Genomic DNA, 22,702 nt, shown 5'->3' on the forward strand with positions numbered 1-22,702 from the left:
ATTATGCAACAAGAATCACATCCTTGTGCCGTTGGCATTCAGTTCAGTTGTAGTCTTTCCGCACTCGGACAGAGTTCGCAACAGTTACGTGAGTATTTGACTGGATTAGACGATACTTTATCCTTACAGTCAGGTTGGTTACCCGAGCGTCCAGTTTGGGTGGGGGCTTATACAGGGCATTTGATTGAAGATTTACCAAGTGACTGCGCGCCTTGGGCATCTCGTAATTTACGCTTTGCCATCACTGCATTGCAGCAGATTGAAAGACCATTACGTCAATTTACTCAGCATATTCATCCAAGCCGTTTAGCGATCATCGTAGGAACTTCAACTTCTGGTATTTCGGATAATGAGCCATTATTAGCCAAATATTTTGAAGGAAAGACGGATATCTCCATTGATCATCACAAACAGGAAATGAATGCCTTGGCCAAAGGGCTACAGGCCTATCTGGGCTGGCAGGGCGCAGCCTATACAATTTCAACGGCCTGTTCCTCTAGTGCCAAAGCATTTATTGCAGGGCAACGCTTACTTCAAGCTGGAATTGCTGATGCTGTTTTGGTGGGGGGAGTAGATACCTTATGTCGTTTGACTTTAAACGGTTTTTATAGTCTAGAGAGTTTATCTACAGGTATTTGTCAGCCCTGTGGTTTAAAACGAGAGGGTATTAATATTGGCGAAGCCGCCAGTTTATTTTTACTCACCCCAGATTCTGCTCCTGTAATGTTCCTGGGTGGAGGAGAGTCGATGGATGCTTGGCATATTTCTGCTCCGCAGCCAGAAGGACTGGGTGCGGCTCAGGCTATGCAACGAGCTTTGGCTCATGCCCAACTCAATGCTGATCAGATTGATTATTTAAATTTGCACGGCACGGCCACACTGCAAAATGATGCAATGGAAATAAAAGCTGTACGTCAAGTTTTTGCAGATCATCCTGTACATTTAAGTAGTAGCAAACATAAAACGGGACATTGTCTGGGGGCAGCTGGTGCGGTAGAAGCTTATATTTGCCAGCAAGTATTACTCGATCACGCATGGTTGCCATTGCACCAACAAGGTGAGATTGATCCTGAACTCGCGGATCAAAACTTTGTGTATCAAAGTGATATCAGTAAAAAAATAGTTGAACGGCCTCTGCGTTATGTAATGAGCAATTCTTTTGCATTTGGTGGCAGTAATGTCAGTCTGGTTTTTGCAAGGACATCATGATGAATATTCTGGAAAAAGCAATTGAATATATTCCGCATCAGGCACCGATGGTATTTATTGATGATTTGATCGAAATTTCTGAATATGGTGCTGTTGCTCGCTTAAATATTCGCTCAGAATTATTATTTTGTGAAATAGAGGGCTTGCCTACATGGACCAGTATTGAGTTGATGGCACAAACCATCAGTGCTTATTCAGGTTGGAAAGGGCAGCAACAAGGTCATACTCCTCGAATTGGTTTTTTATTGGGAACACGTAAGTTAAATCTGCCTATCCCTTTTTTTGAAATGGGGCGTGTTTTATTGATACGGGTTGAACAGCAATATTTACATGAAGGTTTGGGACAATTTGCCTGTGAGATTGAGTATAAAAATCATAAAATCTCGGCCTTGTTAAGTGTTTATGAGCCGACAGGCTATCAAGATAATAAGGAAAATTTGTGAATAGACGAATTTTAGTCACTGGCTCAAGTCGCGGAATTGGTAAAGCAATTGCTTTGCAGTTGGCGCAGGCAGGGTTTGATGTCACCGTTCATGCACGTTCCCGTGTGGAAGAGGCGCAGGGTGTTGCCGAGCAGATCAGAGCATTAGGACAAACTAGTCATGTGCTCATGTTTGATGTAACTGAACGCGATGTCGTTCGTCAGATGCTTGAGCAAGATATTGAAGTTCATGGTGCATTTTATGGTGTGGTTCTAAATGCAGGCCTAACACATGATGCTGCTTTTCCAGCATTGAGTGATCATGAATGGGATGAAGTAATTTCGACTTCTTTGGATGGTTTTTATAATGTTCTTAAACCTTTAATTATGCCCATGATTCATCTTAAACAAGGCGGTCGTATCGTTACATTATCTTCAGTATCCGGAGTGATGGGAAATCGTGGTCAGGTTAACTATAGTGCCGCAAAGGCAGGCTTAATCGGGGCGACTAAGGCTTTATCATTGGAATTGGCGAAACGTAAAATAACGGTCAATTGCGTGGCTCCGGGACTAATTGAAACTGAAATGGTAACTGAAGAAATAAAACAACATGCCTTAAAAATGATTCCACTACAACGGATGGGGAATGTAAATGAAGTCGCCAGTGTGGTGAAATTTTTGTGTTCAGATGACGCATCCTATATCACTCGACAAGTATTTTCAGTCAATGGAGGACTGATTTAATGAAGCGTGTGGTTGTAACAGGCATGGCGGGGATTACTTCATTAGGTGAAACCGCAGATGCTATTTTTGAACAATTTTCTCAGAGTAAAAGCGGCATTCGTTATATGCCAGATTGGGAACAATACACAGATTTGCGTACCAAACTGGGTGGCCCTATAGAGAATTTTACGGTTCCCAAACATTTTAACCGTAAAGTAACACGTGGTATGGGACGCGTTGCCTTGATGTCTGTTGTTTGTGCGGAAAATGCACTAGCAGATGCAGGGTTACTAGAGAATTCAATCCTCAAAAGTGGCGAGGCTGGCGTAGCATTTGGTTCTTCCGCAGGGAGTGTTGATGCTATTCGAGAGTTTGGATGCATGTTGATTGATAACGACATGACCAAGATGAATGCAACCACTTATATTCGAATGATGTCGCATACCAGTGCCGTGAATATGACCGTTTATTTCGGTTTGAAAGGTTTAACGCTTCCTACTTCCAGCGCATGTACATCAGGCTCAATGGCTATTGGTCAAGCTTTTGAAGCGATTAAATACGGTAAACAAACCGTTATGTTGGCCGGTGGTGCGGAAGAATTAAGTGCTGCTGGAGCTGCTGTATTTGATGTGTTACTGGCCACCAGTGGTATGAACGATCAGCCAGAACACACACCGCGTCCATTTGATCAAAAACGTGATGGGCTGGTAATTGGTGAAGGGGCAGGGTGTTTAATTTTAGAAGAATACGAACATGCCAAAGCCCGTGGTGCCAAAATCTATGCAGAGATTTTGGGCTATGGCAGCAATACCGATGGACAACACGTAACTCGGCCTGATCAAGATATGATGGCACGTTGTATGCAACTTGCTCTGAAAGATGCTGGACTTGAGGCGGAACACATAGAGTATGTTAATGCACATGGCACATCGACTGATCAGGGAGATATTGCTGAAACTCAAGCGACTGCACAGGTTCTGGGTAAAAAACCGATTAGCTCGCTGAAAAGTTATTTTGGTCATACGCTTGGTGCTTGTGGTGCGATCGAAGCGTGGCTGAGTATCGAAATGATGCATCGGAAGCAATTTATTCCGACTCTAAATCTGGATGATGTTGATCCGCTTTGTGGTGATCTGGATTATATTACTGAGCAGGCTAGACCTTTAAATGCCAATATTATTATGAGTAACAATTTTGCCTTTGGGGGAATTAATACCTCCTTGATTTTTAAAAACCTTAAATAAGAGGAAAATAACATGTCACTGAAGAAACAACTTAGCTTTGCTGTACTGTGTATGGGATTAATGGGAACTGCACAGGCCGCAGATCAGGTTCATGAGCTTGATTTTAAAGCCGCCGTTGAACGTGCAGTTGCAGATGGGGCATTGGATGGTTCAGTTAAATTTTATTTGAGTGGAACCAAATCTGGTGGACGCGTATTGCAGCAGGGGATCGTTACCAATAAAAAGACCAACGGTTTTGCTAAATCAGCAGAAACGTCTTGTGACTGGGTTTTACGTTCAGCACTGATTCAGTTGCAAAATTCAGCTAAAGCCAAAGGCGGCAATGCTGTGACTAACATTGTGAGCTATTTTAAATCTAATGAAGCGAAAAGTACGACCACGTACCAATGTTACAAAGGAATGGCTGTAGCAAGCGTGGCATTAAAAGGCGATATTGTTAAGTTTTAAGTTAGCCTAAATCTGTTGTAATCAAGACGTGAGCCAATGACCATGAAAAATATTCAAGTGTATATTCGATCATTGGCCGATCTTCTGGATCTATCTATTCAAGATTTTGTCAGTCGTTCTGAATATCATCACTATAAAAAAGTACGCATTTATCAATATCGGGATGAATTAATTGCTAAAGCTTTGAATATTCCCATTTTACAATTGCATTATGAAACGGCGGAACAAGGTAAACCTTATCTCCAGAATCAATCTCTACATTTTAATCATTCACACAGTCAGGATGATTATGCATTAGCGCTCAGCCAGAATGTTCAGGATTTGGGGATCGATATTGAAAGTCTGGATCGTAAGATTCGTTTTGAAGCACTAGCCAAACATGCTTTTCATCCTGAAGAATACCAGTGCTGGAAAGCGCTTGAGGAAGATGTGCATTACTGGTTTAAAGTGTGGACCACGAAAGAAGCTATTTTAAAAGCCCACGGTATGGGGATTCGTCTAGATCTAAATACTCTCAATACCCAAATGCATCCTACGCATGACAGCGGTCAAATTATTGATGATCGTTTAGGCATATTTGCCTACCAATGTTTTGATTTAGGACATGCCATGCTCAGTGTGGCTTGGCGTTCGGGAATGGGGTGTGGTGCGTTTGTCGTACCAAAAATTCAGATTTTGAAAGAAAGTATATAAAAAATGCCAGTATTTCACTGGCATTTTAGTTTTAATTTCTTGAAGGACACTTAAGGAATATCATCTTCAAACTCAGGTTTAACCTGAACAATAAAGTCTTGACGATTTAGACCACGCCATAAAGCAAAGGCCGTTCCGATATAAATCGAAGAATACGTTCCGACAAATACCCCTACACACATGGCTACAGAGAACCATTTTAGGCCATCACCACCCAAGAACATCATAGACACCACTACAAGAAGTAGCGTCATAGATGTATGGATAGTACGACGTAAAGTTTCAGTCAGTGCAATATCTACGATCTCGCGTGGAGTAGCGCCGCGAATCTTACGAAAGTTTTCACGGATACGGTCTGACACCACGATATTATCGTTCAGTGAGAAGCCAATCACGGCTAACACTGCTGCAAGAACAGTTAGGTCAAATGGCCATTGGAACAATGCAAAAGCACCAATGATGATTAGAATGTCATGAAATAATGACATCACTGCACCCATTGCCAATTTGAATTCAAAGCGAATTGTGACGTAGATCAGCATCAGAATTAATGCTAAAGCCACAGCGCCTGCCGAGCGAATATAGAGTTCATTCCCGACTTGTCCACCGACAGCATCGACTTTGTGTACCATAGCCGTGTTGTTCGGAAGCTGAACGGCCTGAGTAATAGTTTTATTCAGGTCTTCAACTTCGTGTTCTTGCACAGGCATGCGTACGATCAGGTCTTTATTGCTACCCAAGGTTTGTACCACGGCATCTTTAAAGCCTGCTTTCGCCAATGCTTGAGTCACCGCAGCCTGATTGACAGGCTGAGAGTAATTAATTTCTGCTGAAATACCACCCGTAAAATCCAGACCAAGGTTTAGGCCCTTGGTAGCAATGAAGAAAATACTAGCAATAGTCAGTAGAATCGAGAAGATCGCCGCTGGTTTGGCAATCTTCATGAACGGGATGATGCGTTCATCATCCGGACGGCCATAAAGTTTTTGTTTCGGTTGAGTCACATCAGTCATCATCGATCTCCTTATATGCTCAACTTCTTCAAATTACGGCGTTTGCCATAAATGAGCTGGACAATCGCACGAGTCACTGTAATCGCAGTAAACATCGAGCAGACAATACCAATCATCAGGGTAACAGCAAAGCCTTTAATTGGGCCTGTACCAATCGCAAATAGAATAAAAGCAACGAGGAATGTGGTTAAGTTCGAGTCAAAAATAGTGTTATAAGCTCGATCATAACCCGCTACAATCGCCTGTTTAGGCGATGCTCCCCATTTCATTTCCTCACGTATTCGTTCACAGATCAGAACGTTAGCATCGACGGCCATACCAATGGTAATGACAATACCTGCAATACCCGGCAAGGTAAGGGACGCGCCAATCCACGACATGACTGTTAAAATCATGGCAAGGTTAAATACTAATGCGAAGTTGGCAATTAAACCAAACAGACGGAAGAATACCACCATCCAGATCGCGACCAAAATAAAACCGACTTCAGTCGATAATATCCCTTTGTCGATATTTTCCTGTCCCAGACTCGGCCCGACGACACGTTCCTCAACAAAGTACATCGGCGCTGCCAAAGCACCCGCACGTAACATTAATGCAAGTTCTGAAGCTTCTTGTGGAGATGCGAGTCCAGTAATACGGAACTGTGAACCCAATACAGCTTGAATGGTAGCGGCATTAATAACGACTGATTCTGTATATGGTGTGCGAACTTCAGTCTGTGCACCGGTTACAGGATCGTTCACATAGCTAATGCGTTGTTTATTTTCAATAAACAATACCGCCATTCGTTTGCCCACCGAATTACGGGTGGCATCTGCCATAAGTTTGCCACCCGCACTATCCAGTGTGATGTTGACTTCTGCACCGCCAGTATCCTGACTAAAACCAGAACTTGCGTTTTGCACACGTTCACCTGTCAAAATACGGTTACGATTCAGCAATAACTGACGACCGCTATCGAGTGATTCGTAAGCAAAAACTTCTGTGCCCGGTGGTAAAGGCTGGCCATTATATTTACCTGTATAGCGGTCAATATATTGATCGTTCTGGTCAGAGACTAAACGGAATTCCAGATTTGCTGTACGTCCAAGAACACGTTTGGCTTCTGCTGTATCTTGTACACCTGGTAATTCCACCACAATGCGGTTATTACCCTGAGTTTGTACCAGTGCCTCTGCCACACCCAATTCATTAATACGATTACGTAAGGTCGTTAAGTTCTGATTCACCGCATAAGACTGAATTTCCTGACGACGGGCATCGGTATAAGTCAAACGCAAGCTAGAACCGCTATCGGTTGCCATAGCCTGTTGCGTGAATTCATTGCCATTACGGCGCAAGAAATCCATTGCAGCATCACGGTCAGTATTATTCGTAAACTGAACTGTAATCGCATTATTATTGAGTGAAAGACTATTGAATTTGATATTGTTGTCACGGAATTGACGACGAATATCACTTGCCGAAGTTTCCATGCGTTGAGCGATGGCTTTGTCCATATCGACTTCAAGTAGGAAGTGGACACCACCACGTAAGTCAAGACCAAGTTTCATTGGTTTTGCCCCAATCTTCTGCAACCACTCGGGTGTCGTTGGTGCAAGATTGAGTGCAACCACATAGTTTTCACCCAAATCACGACGTAATACATCCTGTGCTTTAAGCTGATCTTCAGATGAACTTAAACGCAACAGAGCCGCATTGGTACTGAAGGTATTGTCATGGCTTGGAATGTTGGCAGTTTTTAAAATTTGCTCTGCTTTTTGTATAATGCTCTGATCAATTTGAGTACCGGCTTTGGCACCTGAAATCTGAACAGCAGGTTCATCTGGATACAAACTAGGCAGCGCGTAAAGTGTACTGATGATGAGTACAACCACAATCAGTACATATTTCCATGCAGGGTAACGCATTCGCTTTCTTCTTAAAATGAAAAAGTCGTGCAACATGCACGACTGTTTTTATGATTAAAGGTTATTCAGAGTGCCTTCAGGAAGAACTGAAATCACACTTGCGCGCTGAATTTTAACTTCATTACCACGATTCAGTTCCACTACAGCATAATCACCTTCGATTTTTGTAATACGGCCCATTAAGCCACCAGCAAAAACGACTTCACTGCCTACACCCAGACTTTCAATCAGAGAACGATGCTCTTTGGCACGTTTAGATTGAGGACGCCAAATAAGGAAATAAAAGATTGCAATAAATACAGCAATCATCAGTAAGTTGGTGACCATGCTTGGGCCTTGAGCCGCTGCTGGTGCTGCGTGAGCAGAAGAAATTAAAAAGCTCATTCTGATTTCCTAAACTAAAAACCTAAATTAAAAAAGGATTGTCAAATCCTGACAAAATACGAGTTTGTTCTGCAATTTACCTTGTCTTTTTGTTGAGCGCAAATCTAGTTGCGTCAATCTACTGGACACGGTGGAACTTCTAGACCACGACGGGTATAAAAGTCTGTCACAAATTCATCGAAAGTCCCGTTATCCAAAGCATTTCGGATATCTTGAGTAAAACGCTGGTAATAACGTAAGTTATGGATAGTTCCTAACATTGATGCCAGCATTTCACCACATTTTTCAAGATGATACAGATATGCGCGGGTAAAGTTTTTACACGTGTAACAATCACAATGTGGATCAAGTGGACTTTGATCATGACGATACTTGCTATTACGGATACGAACCAGACCGTCGGTCACAAAATAATGCCCATTACGTGCATTACGGGTTGGCATGACACAATCAAACATATCGATACCGCGACGAATCCCTTCCACAATATCTTCAGGCTTACCTACGCCCATTAGATAGCGCGGTTTGTCGTGTGGCATTTTGTTTGGAAGATAATCCAGAACCTTGATCATTTCTTCTTTAGGTTCACCCACCGATAAACCACCAATCGCATAACCATCAAAACCGACTTCAAGTAAGCCAGTTAAAGATTCATCACGTAAGTCTTCGTACATGCCGCCCTGAATAATACCAAATAAAGCATTTGTATTTTTCAGTTCATCATGGTGATGGGTTTTACAGCGTTTTGCCCAGCGCAAAGAAAGTTGTAACGACTTTTGTGCTTCTTCGTGGGTCGCTGGATAAGGCGTACACTCATCAAAAATCATCACGATATCTGAATTGAGTACCTGCTGAATTTCCATTGAAATTTCAGGCGACAAAAATACTTTAGAACCATCAATAGGGGAACGGAAGGTGACACCTTCTTCCTTAATCTTGCGCATTGCACCCAGACTAAATACCTGAAAACCGCCTGAATCTGTCAAAATAGGCTTATTCCATTTGATAAATTCATGTAATCCGCCATGCTCCTTGATCACTTCAAGACCAGGACGCAAATAAAGGTGGAAAGTATTGCCCAAAATAATCTGTGCCTGAATTTCTTCAATATCTCGAGGTAACATTCCCTTGACAGTGCCGTAGGTGCCTACTGGCATAAATACAGGAGTTTCAACGACGCCGTGTTCAAGGGTCAAACGGCCACGACGGGCGCGCCCCGACTGACCTAATTTTTCAAACTTCATGCAACTTTCCAAATCGAGGCGAAAAAACAGTTCGCTGATGGCTAAAATAAAGAGCGCTATTTTCCTAGATTTATGAGTGGAGTTCTACTACTAAATGTTATAAGCGCGATAAAAAGCCAAATTGTACGATCAACAGCATGTATGATTATTTTTTTATGCGTAAATTAAAGAAGTAGTCAATTACTCAAGGCTAGAAATCAACGACTTAAAAATTAGGACGATAATCAAAACTTTGTGCGGCAGTATGATCACGAAATGGGCGAATCGATTTTTTACCTAGAGTTAAGGTATTAATCATATTATTTGGAAACACTTCAATATGATTATTAAACAGTTCGACATTGCGGTTAAAGATGGTGATAGCAGCACTGACATTGTCATTTTGCTCATCAATCTCGTTCATCATGCGTAAGTAGATTTCATTGGCTTTAAGTTCTGGATAGTTCTCAACCACGACATTTAAACTACGCATCAATTCTTTATTTAAACTCTCAATCCGCTGTAACTGAGCAATGTCTGTATGTTCGACATTCAAATTTAGAATACTCTGACGCAATTCAGTTACTTTTTCCAAAGTTCCTTTTTCAAAACTGGCATATTGTTCAACCATGGGGGTGAGTTCATCCAATACTTTTAATTTTTGCCGTTCATAAGTCGCGACATCTGCCCATGCGCGCTTAGTTGCATTAAAATGCAATACAATTTTATTACGAATCAAAATACCAAAAACAATAATGATTAAAATAATGAGCAGAAAAATCCACAAACCCATTGTATATCCCCAAGATTTTTATTTTAAAAAAGTACTGAGATCAGAACACAGTTGTTCATAATGTTTTAATCGAAAGGTGCGTAAATGTCCACGTAAACTTGAAATATCCTGAATTTCCCGTGTTTTGGAACTCACCTCAAATAAATTAGCATCCCCTAAAAAACACATCATATTTTGATGAGAATGGAAAATCAGTTCACCTTTACGCGATTTAAAAAAATCAGACAAACGCAGTAATAATGCAGGAGTAAGTGTTTTGACCAATTGTAGTTGATCTATCCCGTAAATCTGTAGATGCTGATTAATCTGGATATCACTGCTGTTCCAGCGGACTTCGTATGGGAATCCAATGTCCCGACGTAAATTAGACACTGCAAGTCCGCGTAGTTCTGTCTCAAAGATAAAAACGCCCCATTGATTTTTTTCTGTACGACGAATAGTCACTTTGTCTCCATCTGCATCACGAATATGCGTTTCTTCGATGTAGATATATTGGAAAATAAAAGCAGGGTATTGATGGTTCTCATCATCACTGATATTTGCACTGGCATACCACGGAATTTGATTGGAGGTGGAACCTTTATTAAAGAGGGGAAAGCTGTTTTTAAGTTGATTAATCAACAAGGTTGAACTCATACCTAAAGGTAAATGTTCAGGGATTCGCCCAAATTTTAAATGGTAACGGGTTTCAATCGACTTTTCTTCCAAATAGCGAATGACTTCTTCAATGACATCATCTGTTTCATACAAAATAAACGCCAGAAAAAATAAGCCAATGGTGCAGAAAAGACCCAAAGCAAAAGGAAATCCAAAGTGAGGTAGGGCAAACATTAGCAAGAAACTGATGACACCCATTAACATCAGAAACTTGGGCAAACCATTATCAAAACGTAGAGTGGGGATATCTCCCCACGGATGCAGTTGATCAAGAATTTGCTGGTACGTTTCAGCTTTTTCACCGATATCCCAGAGTCGCGCGATATTACGAAATACATGCGCATTTTTTCTACGACGAATATGAAATGCGCGTTGTACGCTCGTGATTGGCATTGTGATGATTTACCTTGATTGGGTTTGATCGATCAGCATTGCATCGCCATAACTAAAGAAACGATATTTTTCAGCTACCGCATGCTGATAGGCTTTTAAAATATTTTCTCGATTTGAGAGCGCCGAAACTAACATCAATAATGTCGATTCAGGTAAATGGAAATTGGTAATCAAACGATCTACCACACAGAACTGATAACCGGGATAGATAAAAATTTGGGTATCACCTGTCCATGCTGCAATCTTACCTTGATGAGCCTGTGCCGCGCTTTCTAGTGCACGAGTCGCGGTCGTTCCAACGGCGATTACTTTATTACCCCTTGCTTTGGCTTGCTGAATCAAATCAACAGTTGCTTGAGGTACATCACACCATTCACTATGCATAGTATGATTTGTAATATCATCCGTTCGTACAGGCATAAATGTTCCCGCACCTACATGCAAGGTAACAAAAGTTTTTTGAATGCCTTTTTGCTCTAATTGCTTAAGCAGAGCTTCATCAAAATGCAGACTTGCAGTCGGAGCTGCGACACTGGCAATTTTTTCGGGATCATGAAATACAGTTTGATAACGTTCTGTATCGATGGCTTCGGCTTCACGATTAAAATACGGGGGAATCGGAAGTTGTCCATAACGATCCAATACCGATAAGATAGGTTCAGAGAACTCCACGACAAATAAGTTTTCATAACGGCCTTGTACCGTGACTTTTACACCATCAGTACCCACAAATAATTCTGCACCTGCTTTAGGCGTATTGCTGGCTTTTATGTGGCAATGTGCAAGGGTTTGATCCAGCATACGTTCAACCAAAACTTCAACTGCGCCACCGCTTGCACGTTTACCTTTTAAACGCGCTTTCATGACTTTGGTATCGTTTAAAACCAGTAAATCACCTTCGTCCAATAAATCTACAATATCTTTAAATAGGCGATCATGATATTGACCTTGATCGTCTAAATGTAAAAGACGCGAGGCACTACGCGACTCAAGAGGATAACGGGCAATTAATTCATCAGGAAGATCAAAGTTAAAGTCTGAAAGCTGCATAATACGGGACATTACAAAATTTGCGCCTAGTATAGTCTTTTTGGCTTTTGGAGGGGAGCTATGATGATTTTATCCTGATAAAAGTTTGTTTGCTGCAAAAGTAGGCAATAGTCAAAGACTTATCGTTGACAAGTTTTTTAAACGCGCTATTATACGCAACACAAAGCAAGCATCATACTCTCCCGAGGTGGTGAAATTGGTAGACGCGGTGGACTCAAAATCCACTGTCAGCGATGACGTGTCGGTTCGAGTCCGACCCTCGGGACCACTTATTAATCAATAAGTTATAAGAAAATTAATTTTTTTAAACCTTCAAATTTTGTAGACTTCTCTTAATCTGTAGCTCTTTTGTAGACAGTTGCTAATATTTCCATATCTATTCTATTATCGCCAAATGTTCTGAATTGTCAGTATTTATTACCGATCCTTAATTCACTTAGACGAGCGATTTGAAGTAACACAATCAAGCTTACTACCCATTTTTGAGCAATGGAACGTACAGATGTATTTGATTATTATTGAAATGTTTACAATCCGATTAAATGCCATTCGTATCAAAATGCGATAAGTCCAGAAGCCTATGAGGTAGTTTCAAACTGAGGCTGTTTTGTGTCTATGATACTAAGAATGATTCGTTGGCAGGGTACTAGATAACGGAAGGACTGGGGCTTCGAGTTTTGTGTGGTTATGCCTCTAGCCCCTGCTAATAAAATAAGACGGATAGAATTTTTTAGAATTGTGTTTTAACAGAAAAAGCGACTGTTCTCGGATCGCCTAAATAAGTACTGCTTGCCCAGTAATTTTTACCAGTTACATTTGATAATGTTAAATTAAAAGTAGTTGGGTATTTTGCGATAAGGGTCCTATATCGTGCCCCAATATCGAATAAAGTATAACTAGGAATTTTATCTGTATTCAAGCTGTTTCCGTATTTTTCACCTGTATAGTACGCCCCACCACTAATTGTTAAACCTTCAATTTGAGGCACAGCATATTCCGCATAGATTTTTGCCATTTTTGATGCTGCATTGGTTGGCTTGTTACCTTCAATTGCTTTATTTTCAGCTTTTTCAACATTTAAATCCATCAATGTTGTTCCGCCAAGAATAGTTAGATTATCCGTAATTTTTCCTGTTGCTGTGAGTTCTAATCCTTGGTGGATTTGTTCACCATCTTGGGTCAAAGTTGGTTTGGGTGTGGTTGTGTTATCTTCATAGCTATTTGCTTTTTCTATTCTAAATATAGCAGCAGTTAATAATACATTTTTATTTAGAGTATATTTTGCTCCAACTTCATATTGTTTACTTTTATATGGCTCTAAAATTTCACCTTCATTTTTATAATCATCTCCTACAGGTTCTCCCGCTTCTAAACTTTCTATATAAGTTACATAGGTCGTTAAATCTTCAAAGGGTTTATACATCAAAGATAATGTCGGTGTTAATTCTGATTTATCATATTTTGAGTCTTTTATACCATTATTATAATTTGTACTTATTACAGTAGCGTAGTTTGCCCCAATTAGCGCACTCCATTGGTCATTAAATACTATATCGTCGCCTATTAATATATTTTTATATTGTGTTTTCCAACTAGCTACTCTTCCTCCCTGTGGATTTGGATTTGCTGGAATAATGGTATTTTTTATTTCATCTAATGTTTTTTCAGTTAACCAATAATCACCAACATACCAATTTCTATCTCTTTTATATTTCATGTAACTTTCAGAATAGCCAATAGTTAAAAGATGATTTATTCCAAAAGTTTCAAATTTACTATCTAAATAAGCATTTCCTGCATAACTTTCAAATCCTTGCCCACCTTTTGGGAAGCGATATAGTAAAGCATTATATAAACCATCTGTTCTTGTATAAGCAAATGCATCACCAATAACATCTCTATCTGATGTTTCATAAAGAAGTGAACTTCTAAGTGTAAAAATATTATTTATATCCCATTTTAAACTACTAATAAATCTATTACTTTTTTCATCAGTTGATACAAAATCTGGTGAATAATTTTTACTGACATCAAGTTTTGGACGAGCTGTATTTGCTCCGATCACAAAGGGTAATTTTTGATTTATTCTATTTAAGTCTCTATATGCATAGTTAAAATCCATTATAAAATTATCTGTTGGCTTATAATCAAAAGCTAAGCTAATAAATTTTTGTTTTTTTCCAACATCTGCAACACTATCACCATTTTGATATAGGGCATTTATTCTATATCCAAAAATATTTTGATTATCTATCTGCCCACTTAAATCTAGATGTCCGTAGTATTGTTTACCCCCATAGTTTCCTATAGTAATACTTCTTTTATTTTCTAGCGTCGGCTTTTTCATCACATAATTGACCGCACCACCAACTCTTCCACCGCCATATAAAAATCCTGTTGCACCACTAATGGTTTCGATTCTTTCTAAATCTTCCATGGTTGTAAAACTATAAAAATCTGCTAAAGGTATTCCATTTATAACTGCATTGTTTGAGGAAAAACCACGAATGACTGTATTGTAGTTGCCTGAAGGTTGATCACCACCATCTTGCGTAATTGGATTCATCTTAAAAATTGGTGCCATGTCATTGGCTTGTACATTTTCAATCAAGTCTTGTGAAATTACTGTCATTGAATAAGGGGTGTCCTGTAAGTCTCTTTCTCCCCAAAGTCCCACCCCCGTTATTTTTTTAACTAGATAACCATTTTTGGCACTGCCATCTTTTTCAGCATTCACTGTGATGACAGGTAATTGGGTTGTATTACTATTCCTAGAAGTTGTTGCGGTTACATCAATTTTTTTAAGCTGCCCCACATTTCGGGTTTCTGACTTTTCTTGTTGTTCCAACTTTTTCAAACTGTAGACCGTACCATCAGAATTCTTAATGAGTTGTAAGCCACTTCCTGCCAAGGCCAAATTGAAAGCAGTATCGATATCGTAGCTACCTCTAATAGTTGGGGCGATCTTGCCTTTTAATAATTCAGGATCAGCACTCAGACTAACACTATTTTGGCGGGCAATCTGTGCCATAGTTTGCGACAGGGAGGCAGACGGAATGTTGTAAATATAACTTTGAGCAAATGCAGTTTGATGCATACATGCTACGACTGCAAAAGCGAGTACATGATAACGATGAAATGGCATATGGTTGTCCCCAGTAATCAACTAAAATTTTGTTGTTCACCTTATATGTCACTTGAGAAAGACAAGTCCCCTCAGCAGATACCATTATTTTGAAATTTTTTTATTGCACGTTTCTCTGATCTTGTTTGGAAATATAGACTAGTCCTAGCTTTTTATAGATATTAATTGGTTGTGTGGTTTGCAAGACTTGCAGAATTTTATCTGTATCATCCAGATAAAACACACCATAAACTTTCATATTTTTGATGTCATCACTCACGTAAATCGTACCGTGATGATACGGCTTCACTAAATCAATAAATGCTGATAATGGCATATCTTCAACCTCTAAAATGCCATCTTTCCAGCTTGCCATATTTGAAGCTTTTGTAGGTAGCTCATGGATCTGATATTGATCTACACGGATGGAGTGACCTTGTTGCACCACTTTAAATTGATGTAAATTACTTGCTTTAACTGTATGTTCTAGTACTGCCAAGTCACTATAATCGGTATGTTGAGTGACCATAAACTCTGTACCAAGTGCCTGCATGTGCGCTTGTTTTGTATGAACGATAAATGGTCGTTGCTTATCTGCACTGACATTAGCAATTAATGCTCCATCCAGTAGATAAATATCCCGGTTATGTTGACTATACTCGATTCGGATGGCTGAATACGCTGCCAGAGTAATACTGCTACCATCCTCAAGTTGAATCTGTTTTTGTTCTGCTGTTCGGGTGTAATAATCTGCTTGTAGAAATGATAGAGGTCTAGTTTGTTGTAACCAGACGAAAGTACCCAAACCGATGAGAACAATGAAAGAGATACCACCCTTAATCATTCGTTTAATATGTTGTTTATTTGACTGTAGAACAGATTGGGTTACTGCCTTAATCGGTAATTTTGCATCTAGACTCTGTTGCTGCAATTGCTGAAAGGGCTGATCAACACTTTGATGTAATTCTTGCCATACGTGTTGATTTTTGGTGTTTTCATCTAACCATAATGCAAAATTTTGATGATCTTCTTGGGTTGCCAGACCAGATTCTAATAACACCATCCAGTCGATCGCTTTAAGCATCACTGGATCTATGTCTTGTTTGGATGTATGGGAGGATGGATCGTTAATCATTCAGCATAGTTTTACGTTGCAGTAAACAATGAATTGTAGCTTGTTTGATATAACGTTCAACGCTTGCTAAAGAAATACCCATAATTTGGGCAATTTCAGGGTGGGTTAAAAGTTCCAGTTTTTTAAGTAAAAAAGCGTGTTGTACAGATAAGGGTAAACCATCCAAGAATTGATCAATCTGAATAAGAGTATCTTGAATCAAGCATAATTGATCAGCAACAATACTATCCTGTTCTATGCCAACGTCCTGTAAGCTTTGTAAATAAGCTCTTTCAAGATCTTGTCTACGCCAAAAATTAAACAGTTTGCGTTTGGCAACGGTGAGTAAAAATGCTCGATACTCCTGAATGTTTTGAATCTGCTGCGGTTTTTCAATAATTGTCACAAAGGTATCTTGAACAATATCTTCAGCAGTGTATTTATTGTGCAATTTCTTAGACAACCAATGACATAACCATTGATGATGGTCTTGATAAAGATGCTCAACAAGATTAGCCATAATGCAACTGGAATTCTTAAATAATAATTATTCTCAATTTTAGCCTCGTTCTCATCATTGTGCAATTAAATAAAATGAATGTCTTATTTAATAGAAAAGGGTGAATTAGATCTAACCCTTCTTTAGATGGAACTTCTTGGCACAAACTTTCTTTCATTGTGGCTCAGAATGAATTGATTTAAATAAAAACCTTTTGCCTGATCCATCTAAAAAGTTTTAATTAATCGTATTTACAAGGAGCTTTCCAACCATACAGCGGTTGAACAAGCCACAGATTCATATTGGCAAAATGCATTAAAGTGATTTGATGCCTTGCCAGAGAGTCTGATGTATTTTTACGATCATTCGACAGATCATGGTAGACACAACATCTAATGTACTCGGAATTCTGGATGGTATGGGCGATTGTACAAATCTAGATAGTGAGCCACTTTTAAATGGTGATTTACAAAATTTGTTCTTAATCGAAGAAGAACTGCAAAATTTAGCTAATTCAGTACTTTCTAGTTTGTAAATCAAAATCAATTGAATTGGCTGAGTTTTCAAATGGATAGTGTCGTAATTATGTTAGCTCGTAAAGAATCACTCCGATAATGACTACATTCCAAATAATTTCAAATACATAACATCCTAATGAGAATCATGAGGCTCTTTTGAGATCACATGAAAATATGAAAACATAGCCTGCCATTCAATTTTGAGCAGGTTTTTTTATGCCCAAAATTTAAGGAGTCGAGCGATGAGCTTGAGCTGTCCCTTTTGTCATTCAACAAATGTGATGTTAGTTGAAGCAAGTACACAACAATCAACGACCACCTTATCTAATTTGGTCACCCCAACCACATTGGGTGCATTGGGAACCACAGTCGCAAAGTCTTTTAATCTACCGCCGATTGTTGGTGGAATCGCAGGAACAGTTTTGGGAAGTGTATTGAATTCATTCACTGAACAAAGCGCACCATCACAACAGAATTTATGTTTCTGCCATAACTGCTACCAAAAGTTTCCAAGTCATCTACTGCATTAAATGAATTCAAGCTAAACAGCTTTTCATTCATACAGATTCAAATTTCATTTTCAAATTAAAAGGAATAAAAGCATGGCACATCAAATTGAACAAATGGCCTATGTCGGTGAAACCCCGTGGCATGGTCTAGGTAATCAGTTGACTCAAAACCAACCCATCGAAATCTGGGCACAACAAGCAGGCATGGATTGGCGTATCGAATCTTCCAATGTCAGTTACATAGCGCAGAATGAAAAGGGGCAAAGCATCATCATGCCTTATAAAGAACAGCGAGTTCTGTATCGTTCAGATACTCATGCACCGTTATCAGTCGTCAGTCAACGCTTTCAGGAAGTTCAGCCGAGAGAGATTTTAGAATTCTATCGTGACCTGACTGAGCAATCAGGCTTTGAACTGGAAACCGCAGGCGTGCTCAAAGGCGGTAAAAAGTTCTGGGCATTGGCACGTACAGGACAAACATCGATGTTAAAAGGCAAAGATGTCAGCAATGGCTACATTCTTCTTGCTACTGCTTGTGATGGAACATTGGCAACTACGGCACAATTTACATCCATTCGAGTGGTGTGTAATAACACTTTAGCCATTGCCCTAAAAGGACAAAACAGCAGCGCAGGCGTGGTCAAAGTCCCTCACAGTACCAAGTTTGATGCAGACAAGGTTAAACAGCAACTCGGTATTTCTGTGCGTGCATGGGATGAACACATGTATGAGATGAAACAACTGAGTCAGCGTAAAGTCACTCAGTATGAAGCTGCTGCTTATTTCGATGCCGTGTTTAATAACACCACCATGAGTAGCATGAGCATTGCAGACCAAGAGGACAATATCATCCAGTTCTATCGAGATGTCGCTACCCAAGCGCAAGCCAATGGAAAAGAAAAATCTGAACCGAATGCTAAGTCTATGAGTCGAGCAATGGAGATGTTTAACGGTCAGGGGCGAGGTGCAAGCCTCTCTTCATCCAAAGATACCGCCTATGGATTACTCTGTTCGATCACGGAATTTATCGATCACGAACGTCGAGCCATGAGTAACGATCATCGACTTGATTCAGCTTGGTTCGGTGCAGGCGCAGCCATGAAACAACGAGGACTGGAACAAGCGTTAAGCATGATTTGATCATGTAAAAAACTAAATTTCAGCCATGGAAAGTTAGACCTAACTGAGCATTTTTAAAGATAATTTTAGATTTTAAAAATTATGAAAACCATCGCTTCGGCGGTGGTTTTTTTATGCCGATTTTTTGTGATCCACATCCTTTTATACCGCCAATTATACCGTTAAAAAATCAGGAATTAAACATGAATACAGCAATATTAAATCCATCGCTTCAACAGGCAAGTACGCCTTTTATTGCCCCAAAATTGTTTACTGCAAAACGTTTAGTCAACACTAAAAACATGACTCAAGCCGAATGGTTGGAAGTTCGTCGACAAGGTATTGGTAGTAGTGATTGTGCCGCAGCGTGTGGACTCAATCCCTATATGTCGATGCTTGAACTATGGATGATCAAGACAGGACGAGTCAAACAATCCATTGAAGATGAAAGTTCAGGTCATGCACCTTTATATTGGGGCAAACAACTTGAACCTTTAGTCGCTGAATATTACAGCATGCACACCAACAATAAAGTCCGTCGTATCAATGCAGTGCTGCAACATCCCGAAGCAGATAAGCATTTTATGTTGGCGAATCTGGATTACTCGGTCGTAGGCAGTGATGAAGTCCAGATTTTAGAATGTAAAACCGCAGGTGAACATGGTGCAAAGTTGTGGCGAGATGGTGTGCCTCTCTATGTACTCTGCCAAGTACAACATCAATTGGCTGTGACAGGTAAACAGGCAGCCCATATTTGTGTACTGATCTGTGGACATGAAAGCCGTATCTATAAAGTCACACGCAGTGAAACCGTGATTAAGCACATCATTAATGCGGAACGTTACTTTTGGGAATGTGTCGAAAAAGATACACCACCTGATGTCGATGCCAGTGAATCGGCGGCCAAAGCCATTCAACAGCTCTACCCTCAACATGTGCCATTAACCGTGGAAGACCTTAGTCAAAACGAGCACGCCAACCGATTATTTAGCCAATTGTTGAAAGAGAAGCATCACATTGAAATCCACCAAAACAACTTTGATGAAACCAAACATCAAATTCAGATGTTGATGAAGGATGCGGAACGAGCGACTTTTGCCACAGGTTCAGTCACATGGAAGCGATCTAAAGACTCCATTGCTTTAGATAGCAAAGCGGTACTTAAACTGCATCCTGAATTGATCAATGAATTTCCGCAAAACAAAGCAGGGACACGACGTTTTCAAATCTATAGCGATGATGACTGACTCTATCTAAACCATACATCTATATCACTCACTATATATAGATGAAATATCCATTCTTCCCAAAAGCGCAAAAAAACCACCCCCGATCTACCGACTCCCGAAGGAGCGATAGACCAACAATGGCGGTTTTTGCGAAGTCGTAGCTTTTCATATTTCTGTTTACTTACATAACAAGGGGTATGCAGTAAAATTTTATTTATAGGACAAACAACATGATCAAAGGTTTAGCGATTACACCGCCAATACTCGGCAGAATTAGTATCGGTAAAGTGGTCGAAAAGAATGGTAAACGTCTGCCTGAAAAGGATGACCAATTTACCATTACCAGCCAAATCCAAAATAAAGAGGGTTGGGTGAAACATCCTTTAGATGAACAGCTCAGAGCTAAAGCACCCAATCAAAACCAAAAACTCAGAACCATTCCAGTACGCATGATCTTTAATGATCCTGAACTCAATCTACGAGCAGAGTACAGTTTATTTGATCGACAAACAGGGCGACCTGTTTGTGTCGGCAATGGTGAAACGTGTCAGCGACTCACCAACCAAGGGGTAGAACAACATCCATGTCCATCTCCTGATTTATGCTCATTAGCACAAGGCGGTCACTGTAAGCCTTATGGACGTTTACATGTCAATTTAGATGAAGCAGATGAACTAGGCACCTTTATCTTTAGAACCACAGGTTTTAATAGCATTCGGACTTTAGCAGCACGACTGAGTTATTACCATGCAGCTTCTAATGGCTTACTCTCGTGTTTGCCACTGCAATTGACTTTGAGGGGCAAGTCCACCACACAAAGCTATCGTACTCCTGTGTATTACGTAGATTTAACACTACGTGATGGTATCAACCTTCAACATGCAACTCAAACAGCAAAAGAAATTGATCAGCAAAGTAAGCAGAGTGGGTTTTATCAGGAAGCTTTGGATTATGTGGCACGGCAAGGTTATAGCAATGCAAGGTTTGAGGTGAATAGTGAAGAGGGGCTAGATATTGTTGAAGAGTTCTATACAGATGAATCCAGATCAGAACAGCAGCAAGCCCATGATTTGACCCATGTGCAGGATATTCACAAAGGATTAATGCAGAGTGTGAGAGCGGTGAATTAAGTTGATTAGGGAGCCTATGCTCCCTTACTTTGATATCCCATTTTTTTATTTAAATAAGTCAAACTTATTTATCGATATGATCATTTACCATTAGTCATAAACTTAAAAAATAAAAGACAGTTCTGTATGGAAAACAATCTAAAAAAGCGTAATATACGAAATTAAAACTTAAAAATAACTTAAAATGTACATATTGATTTTCATTTACGTTTTGCTAGAGATACACAAGGAAAGCCCTCTATTATCAATGTATTGGGGGAGCAGTCACCCGTACGCACAAATAAATTACGTGAGCTCATTACACTGGTTAATGAGAATGAGTGGCGTACTCCTAATATTCCAATTCTACAACTCAAACTGCCTTATTGTTTTATCGCTGATGAAGTGGTGTATCTCACTCAACTGGATGCTTTTGGACATTACCGTAAAAATCATTTGCCGGGCACAATTTTTGGTGGGCGGTTTCCCATCCATATTTGGCCTCGTCCGTTGATGTGGGCATTTGAATGGCATGACACATCAAAGGATTTGATCTTAAAAAGAGGTGAACCTTTATTTTATTGTCAGTTTGATGGTTATGATCCATCACGCACGATAAAACTGCTACAGGCTGAGAAAACACCTGAGCTGATGCACTATATGGATCAGATTTCAGGTGTGGTGAATTATGTGAATCAGACATTTAGTTTGTTTAATGAGGTTGAGAAAGTGAGACCAAAAAAATTATTAAAGGTGGAAAAATGAAAACAAAAAACTATAGACCATCAAAAGGTTTTATATGGGCTTTACTTCTAGTTATTTTTACAGCATGGCTTTTATATAAGTGCGTTCCTTTAACAGAAAAAAGACAGGAGCAAGCGATTAAAGGGGAAATGGATTATCAAAGACGTAAAGCTGCGGAAAATTTTGATAAATATACAGGTGAAGATATAGCCAGGCTACCAAAATTTGACTCTCGTAAATATGCTTTAATGAAACGTAATGGTCGTTTTTGGTTAATACCAAGAGAATATTATGGTGCTAATGGGCTTACTATCAGAGTTGGAGATATTGATAAGCTAATGAAAAAAAATGGAAAGATAATATTGTGATGGAAGATGGGTTTCGAGTTTTTATGTACTCACCTCAATATTATAATCGTAAAGCTGATTATTTGAGTAGCGATATGGCATGTAAGTCAGATACATTTAGGAAGCTTTTTAAGTGGAATGGAATTATTATTAATATTGATGCTAATACCTATTCGAAAAAAATTACAGATAATCAATATTTAGATGTTTGTTTAACTGCATTAAAA

At 39.6% G+C, this 22,702-nt stretch carries 22 protein-coding genes, 1 tRNA gene and 2 pseudogenes; 15 read left to right on the plus strand and 10 right to left on the minus strand.

Annotation, left to right across the window (positions count from 1 at the left end):
- The first annotated feature begins 3 nt into the window (after positions 1-3).
- The 6 genes from IAE20_RS13935 to IAE20_RS13960 are packed head-to-tail and all read left to right on the plus strand — an operon-like array spanning position 4 to position 4,737.
- The gene (locus IAE20_RS13935) at positions 4-1,209 is read left to right on the plus strand and encodes a beta-ketoacyl-[acyl-carrier-protein] synthase family protein (RefSeq protein ID WP_200460593.1); all 1,206 of its coding nucleotides are present in this window, start codon (positions 4-6) and stop codon (positions 1,207-1,209) included.
- Complete coding sequence (locus IAE20_RS13940; protein WP_200460654.1) at positions 1,209-1,652, plus strand: hotdog family protein; 444 nt, start codon at positions 1,209-1,211, stop codon at positions 1,650-1,652. Before IAE20_RS13935 ends, IAE20_RS13940 begins: the two co-directional genes overlap by 1 nt.
- Positions 1,649-2,374 (plus strand): 3-ketoacyl-ACP reductase FabG2, encoded by a 726-nt coding sequence (locus IAE20_RS13945; protein WP_200460592.1) that lies wholly within the window; start codon positions 1,649-1,651, stop codon positions 2,372-2,374. Before IAE20_RS13940 ends, IAE20_RS13945 begins: the two co-directional genes overlap by 4 nt.
- Positions 2,374-3,597 carry a beta-ketoacyl-ACP synthase gene (locus tag IAE20_RS13950; RefSeq protein ID WP_200460591.1) on the plus strand — a complete coding sequence of 408 codons (1,224 nt, stop codon included), beginning with the start codon at positions 2,374-2,376 and terminating at the stop codon, positions 3,595-3,597. The genes IAE20_RS13945 and IAE20_RS13950 overlap by 1 nt, the downstream gene beginning before the upstream one ends.
- A 12-nt stretch (positions 3,598-3,609) precedes the next feature.
- Positions 3,610-4,044, plus strand: a complete 435-nt coding sequence (locus IAE20_RS13955) for an excinuclease (protein WP_200460590.1) — start codon at positions 3,610-3,612, stop codon at positions 4,042-4,044.
- Positions 4,045-4,080: 36 nt separating this feature from the next.
- Positions 4,081-4,737 (plus strand): 4'-phosphopantetheinyl transferase family protein, encoded by a 657-nt coding sequence (locus tag IAE20_RS13960; RefSeq protein ID WP_200460589.1) that lies wholly within the window; start codon positions 4,081-4,083, stop codon positions 4,735-4,737.
- A 50-nt stretch (positions 4,738-4,787) separates the two neighbouring features.
- On the opposite strand, the gene secF is transcribed toward IAE20_RS13960, so the two are convergent.
- The 7 genes from secF to queA all read right to left on the minus strand — a co-directional run bounded on the left by secF (position 4,788) and on the right by queA (position 12,163).
- Positions 4,788-5,753, minus strand: coding sequence for a protein translocase subunit SecF (gene secF, locus IAE20_RS13965; protein WP_200460588.1), 966 nt, complete (start codon positions 5,751-5,753; stop codon positions 4,788-4,790).
- 8 nt (positions 5,754-5,761) lie between these two features.
- On the minus strand, positions 5,762-7,663 hold the full coding sequence (gene secD / locus IAE20_RS13970) for a protein translocase subunit SecD (protein ID WP_200460587.1): 1,902 nt from the start codon (positions 7,661-7,663) through the stop codon (positions 5,762-5,764).
- Between the two features lie 54 nt (positions 7,664-7,717).
- Positions 7,718-8,047 (minus strand): preprotein translocase subunit YajC, encoded by a 330-nt coding sequence (yajC, locus tag IAE20_RS13975; protein ID WP_004992746.1) that lies wholly within the window; start codon positions 8,045-8,047, stop codon positions 7,718-7,720.
- A gap of 113 nt (positions 8,048-8,160) precedes the next feature.
- The gene (tgt, locus tag IAE20_RS13980; protein WP_200460586.1) at positions 8,161-9,291 is read right to left on the minus strand and encodes a tRNA guanosine(34) transglycosylase Tgt; all 1,131 of its coding nucleotides are present in this window, start codon (positions 9,289-9,291) and stop codon (positions 8,161-8,163) included.
- Between the two features lie 205 nt (positions 9,292-9,496).
- Positions 9,497-10,063 (minus strand): LemA family protein, encoded by a 567-nt coding sequence (locus IAE20_RS13985; RefSeq protein ID WP_200460585.1) that lies wholly within the window; start codon positions 10,061-10,063, stop codon positions 9,497-9,499.
- An 18-nt stretch (positions 10,064-10,081) separates the two neighbouring features.
- Positions 10,082-11,113, minus strand: coding sequence for a hypothetical protein (locus IAE20_RS13990; protein ID WP_200460584.1), 1,032 nt, complete (start codon positions 11,111-11,113; stop codon positions 10,082-10,084).
- A gap of 9 nt (positions 11,114-11,122) precedes the next feature.
- Positions 11,123-12,163, minus strand: coding sequence for a tRNA preQ1(34) S-adenosylmethionine ribosyltransferase-isomerase QueA (gene queA / locus IAE20_RS13995; protein WP_200460653.1), 1,041 nt, complete (start codon positions 12,161-12,163; stop codon positions 11,123-11,125).
- Between the two features lie 181 nt (positions 12,164-12,344).
- Between queA and IAE20_RS14000 the strand changes: the two genes are divergently transcribed.
- Positions 12,345-12,431, plus strand: a tRNA-Leu gene (locus IAE20_RS14000).
- Between the two features lie 462 nt (positions 12,432-12,893).
- On the opposite strand, the gene IAE20_RS14005 is transcribed toward IAE20_RS14000, so the two are convergent.
- From IAE20_RS14005 to IAE20_RS14015, 3 genes are all read right to left on the minus strand, one after another.
- The gene (locus tag IAE20_RS14005) at positions 12,894-15,308 is read right to left on the minus strand and encodes a TonB-dependent siderophore receptor (RefSeq protein ID WP_200460583.1); all 2,415 of its coding nucleotides are present in this window, start codon (positions 15,306-15,308) and stop codon (positions 12,894-12,896) included.
- Between the two features lie 100 nt (positions 15,309-15,408).
- A complete protein-coding gene (locus tag IAE20_RS14010) occupies positions 15,409-16,422 on the minus strand; it encodes a FecR family protein (RefSeq protein ID WP_200482545.1) in 1,014 nt (337 codons plus the stop codon).
- Positions 16,415-16,921 carry a sigma-70 family RNA polymerase sigma factor gene (locus IAE20_RS14015; RefSeq protein WP_200460581.1) on the minus strand — a complete coding sequence of 169 codons (507 nt, stop codon included), beginning with the start codon at positions 16,919-16,921 and terminating at the stop codon, positions 16,415-16,417. The genes IAE20_RS14010 and IAE20_RS14015 overlap by 8 nt, the downstream gene beginning before the upstream one ends.
- 355 nt (positions 16,922-17,276) lie before the next feature.
- Here IAE20_RS14015 and IAE20_RS16810 point away from each other — a divergent pair, with 355 nt between their 5' ends.
- The 8 genes and pseudogenes from IAE20_RS16810 to IAE20_RS16820 all read left to right on the plus strand — a co-directional run.
- A complete protein-coding gene (locus tag IAE20_RS16810) occupies positions 17,277-17,435 on the plus strand; it encodes a hypothetical protein (RefSeq protein WP_227611078.1) in 159 nt (52 codons plus the stop codon).
- 225 nt (positions 17,436-17,660) lie between these two features.
- Positions 17,661-17,948 (plus strand): hypothetical protein, encoded by a 288-nt coding sequence (locus tag IAE20_RS14025; RefSeq protein ID WP_200460580.1) that lies wholly within the window; start codon positions 17,661-17,663, stop codon positions 17,946-17,948.
- Positions 17,949-18,020: 72 nt separating this feature from the next.
- The gene (locus IAE20_RS14030) at positions 18,021-19,067 is read left to right on the plus strand and encodes a DUF932 domain-containing protein (protein ID WP_200460579.1); all 1,047 of its coding nucleotides are present in this window, start codon (positions 18,021-18,023) and stop codon (positions 19,065-19,067) included.
- 182 nt (positions 19,068-19,249) lie between these two features.
- A complete protein-coding gene (locus IAE20_RS14035) occupies positions 19,250-20,293 on the plus strand; it encodes a YqaJ viral recombinase family protein (protein ID WP_200482544.1) in 1,044 nt (347 codons plus the stop codon).
- A gap of 212 nt (positions 20,294-20,505) precedes the next feature.
- Entirely contained in the window at positions 20,506-21,405 is a 900-nt protein-coding gene (locus tag IAE20_RS14040) for a hydrolase or metal-binding protein (protein ID WP_200460577.1), read from the plus strand.
- 183 nt (positions 21,406-21,588) lie between these two features.
- Positions 21,589-22,149: pseudogene (locus tag IAE20_RS14045) on the plus strand (hypothetical protein); the annotation flags it as partial.
- Positions 22,146-22,496, plus strand: coding sequence for a hypothetical protein (locus IAE20_RS16815; RefSeq protein WP_227612141.1), 351 nt, complete (start codon positions 22,146-22,148; stop codon positions 22,494-22,496). The pseudogene IAE20_RS14045 and the gene IAE20_RS16815, both read left to right, overlap by 4 nt.
- Before the next feature lie 23 nt (positions 22,497-22,519).
- Positions 22,520-22,702 (plus strand): annotated as a pseudogene (locus IAE20_RS16820) (hypothetical protein); the annotation flags it as partial.

Origin of the sequence: Acinetobacter sp. S54 (assembly GCF_016624945.1) — a bacterium.
Taxonomy (GTDB): Bacteria; Pseudomonadota; Gammaproteobacteria; order Pseudomonadales; family Moraxellaceae; genus Acinetobacter.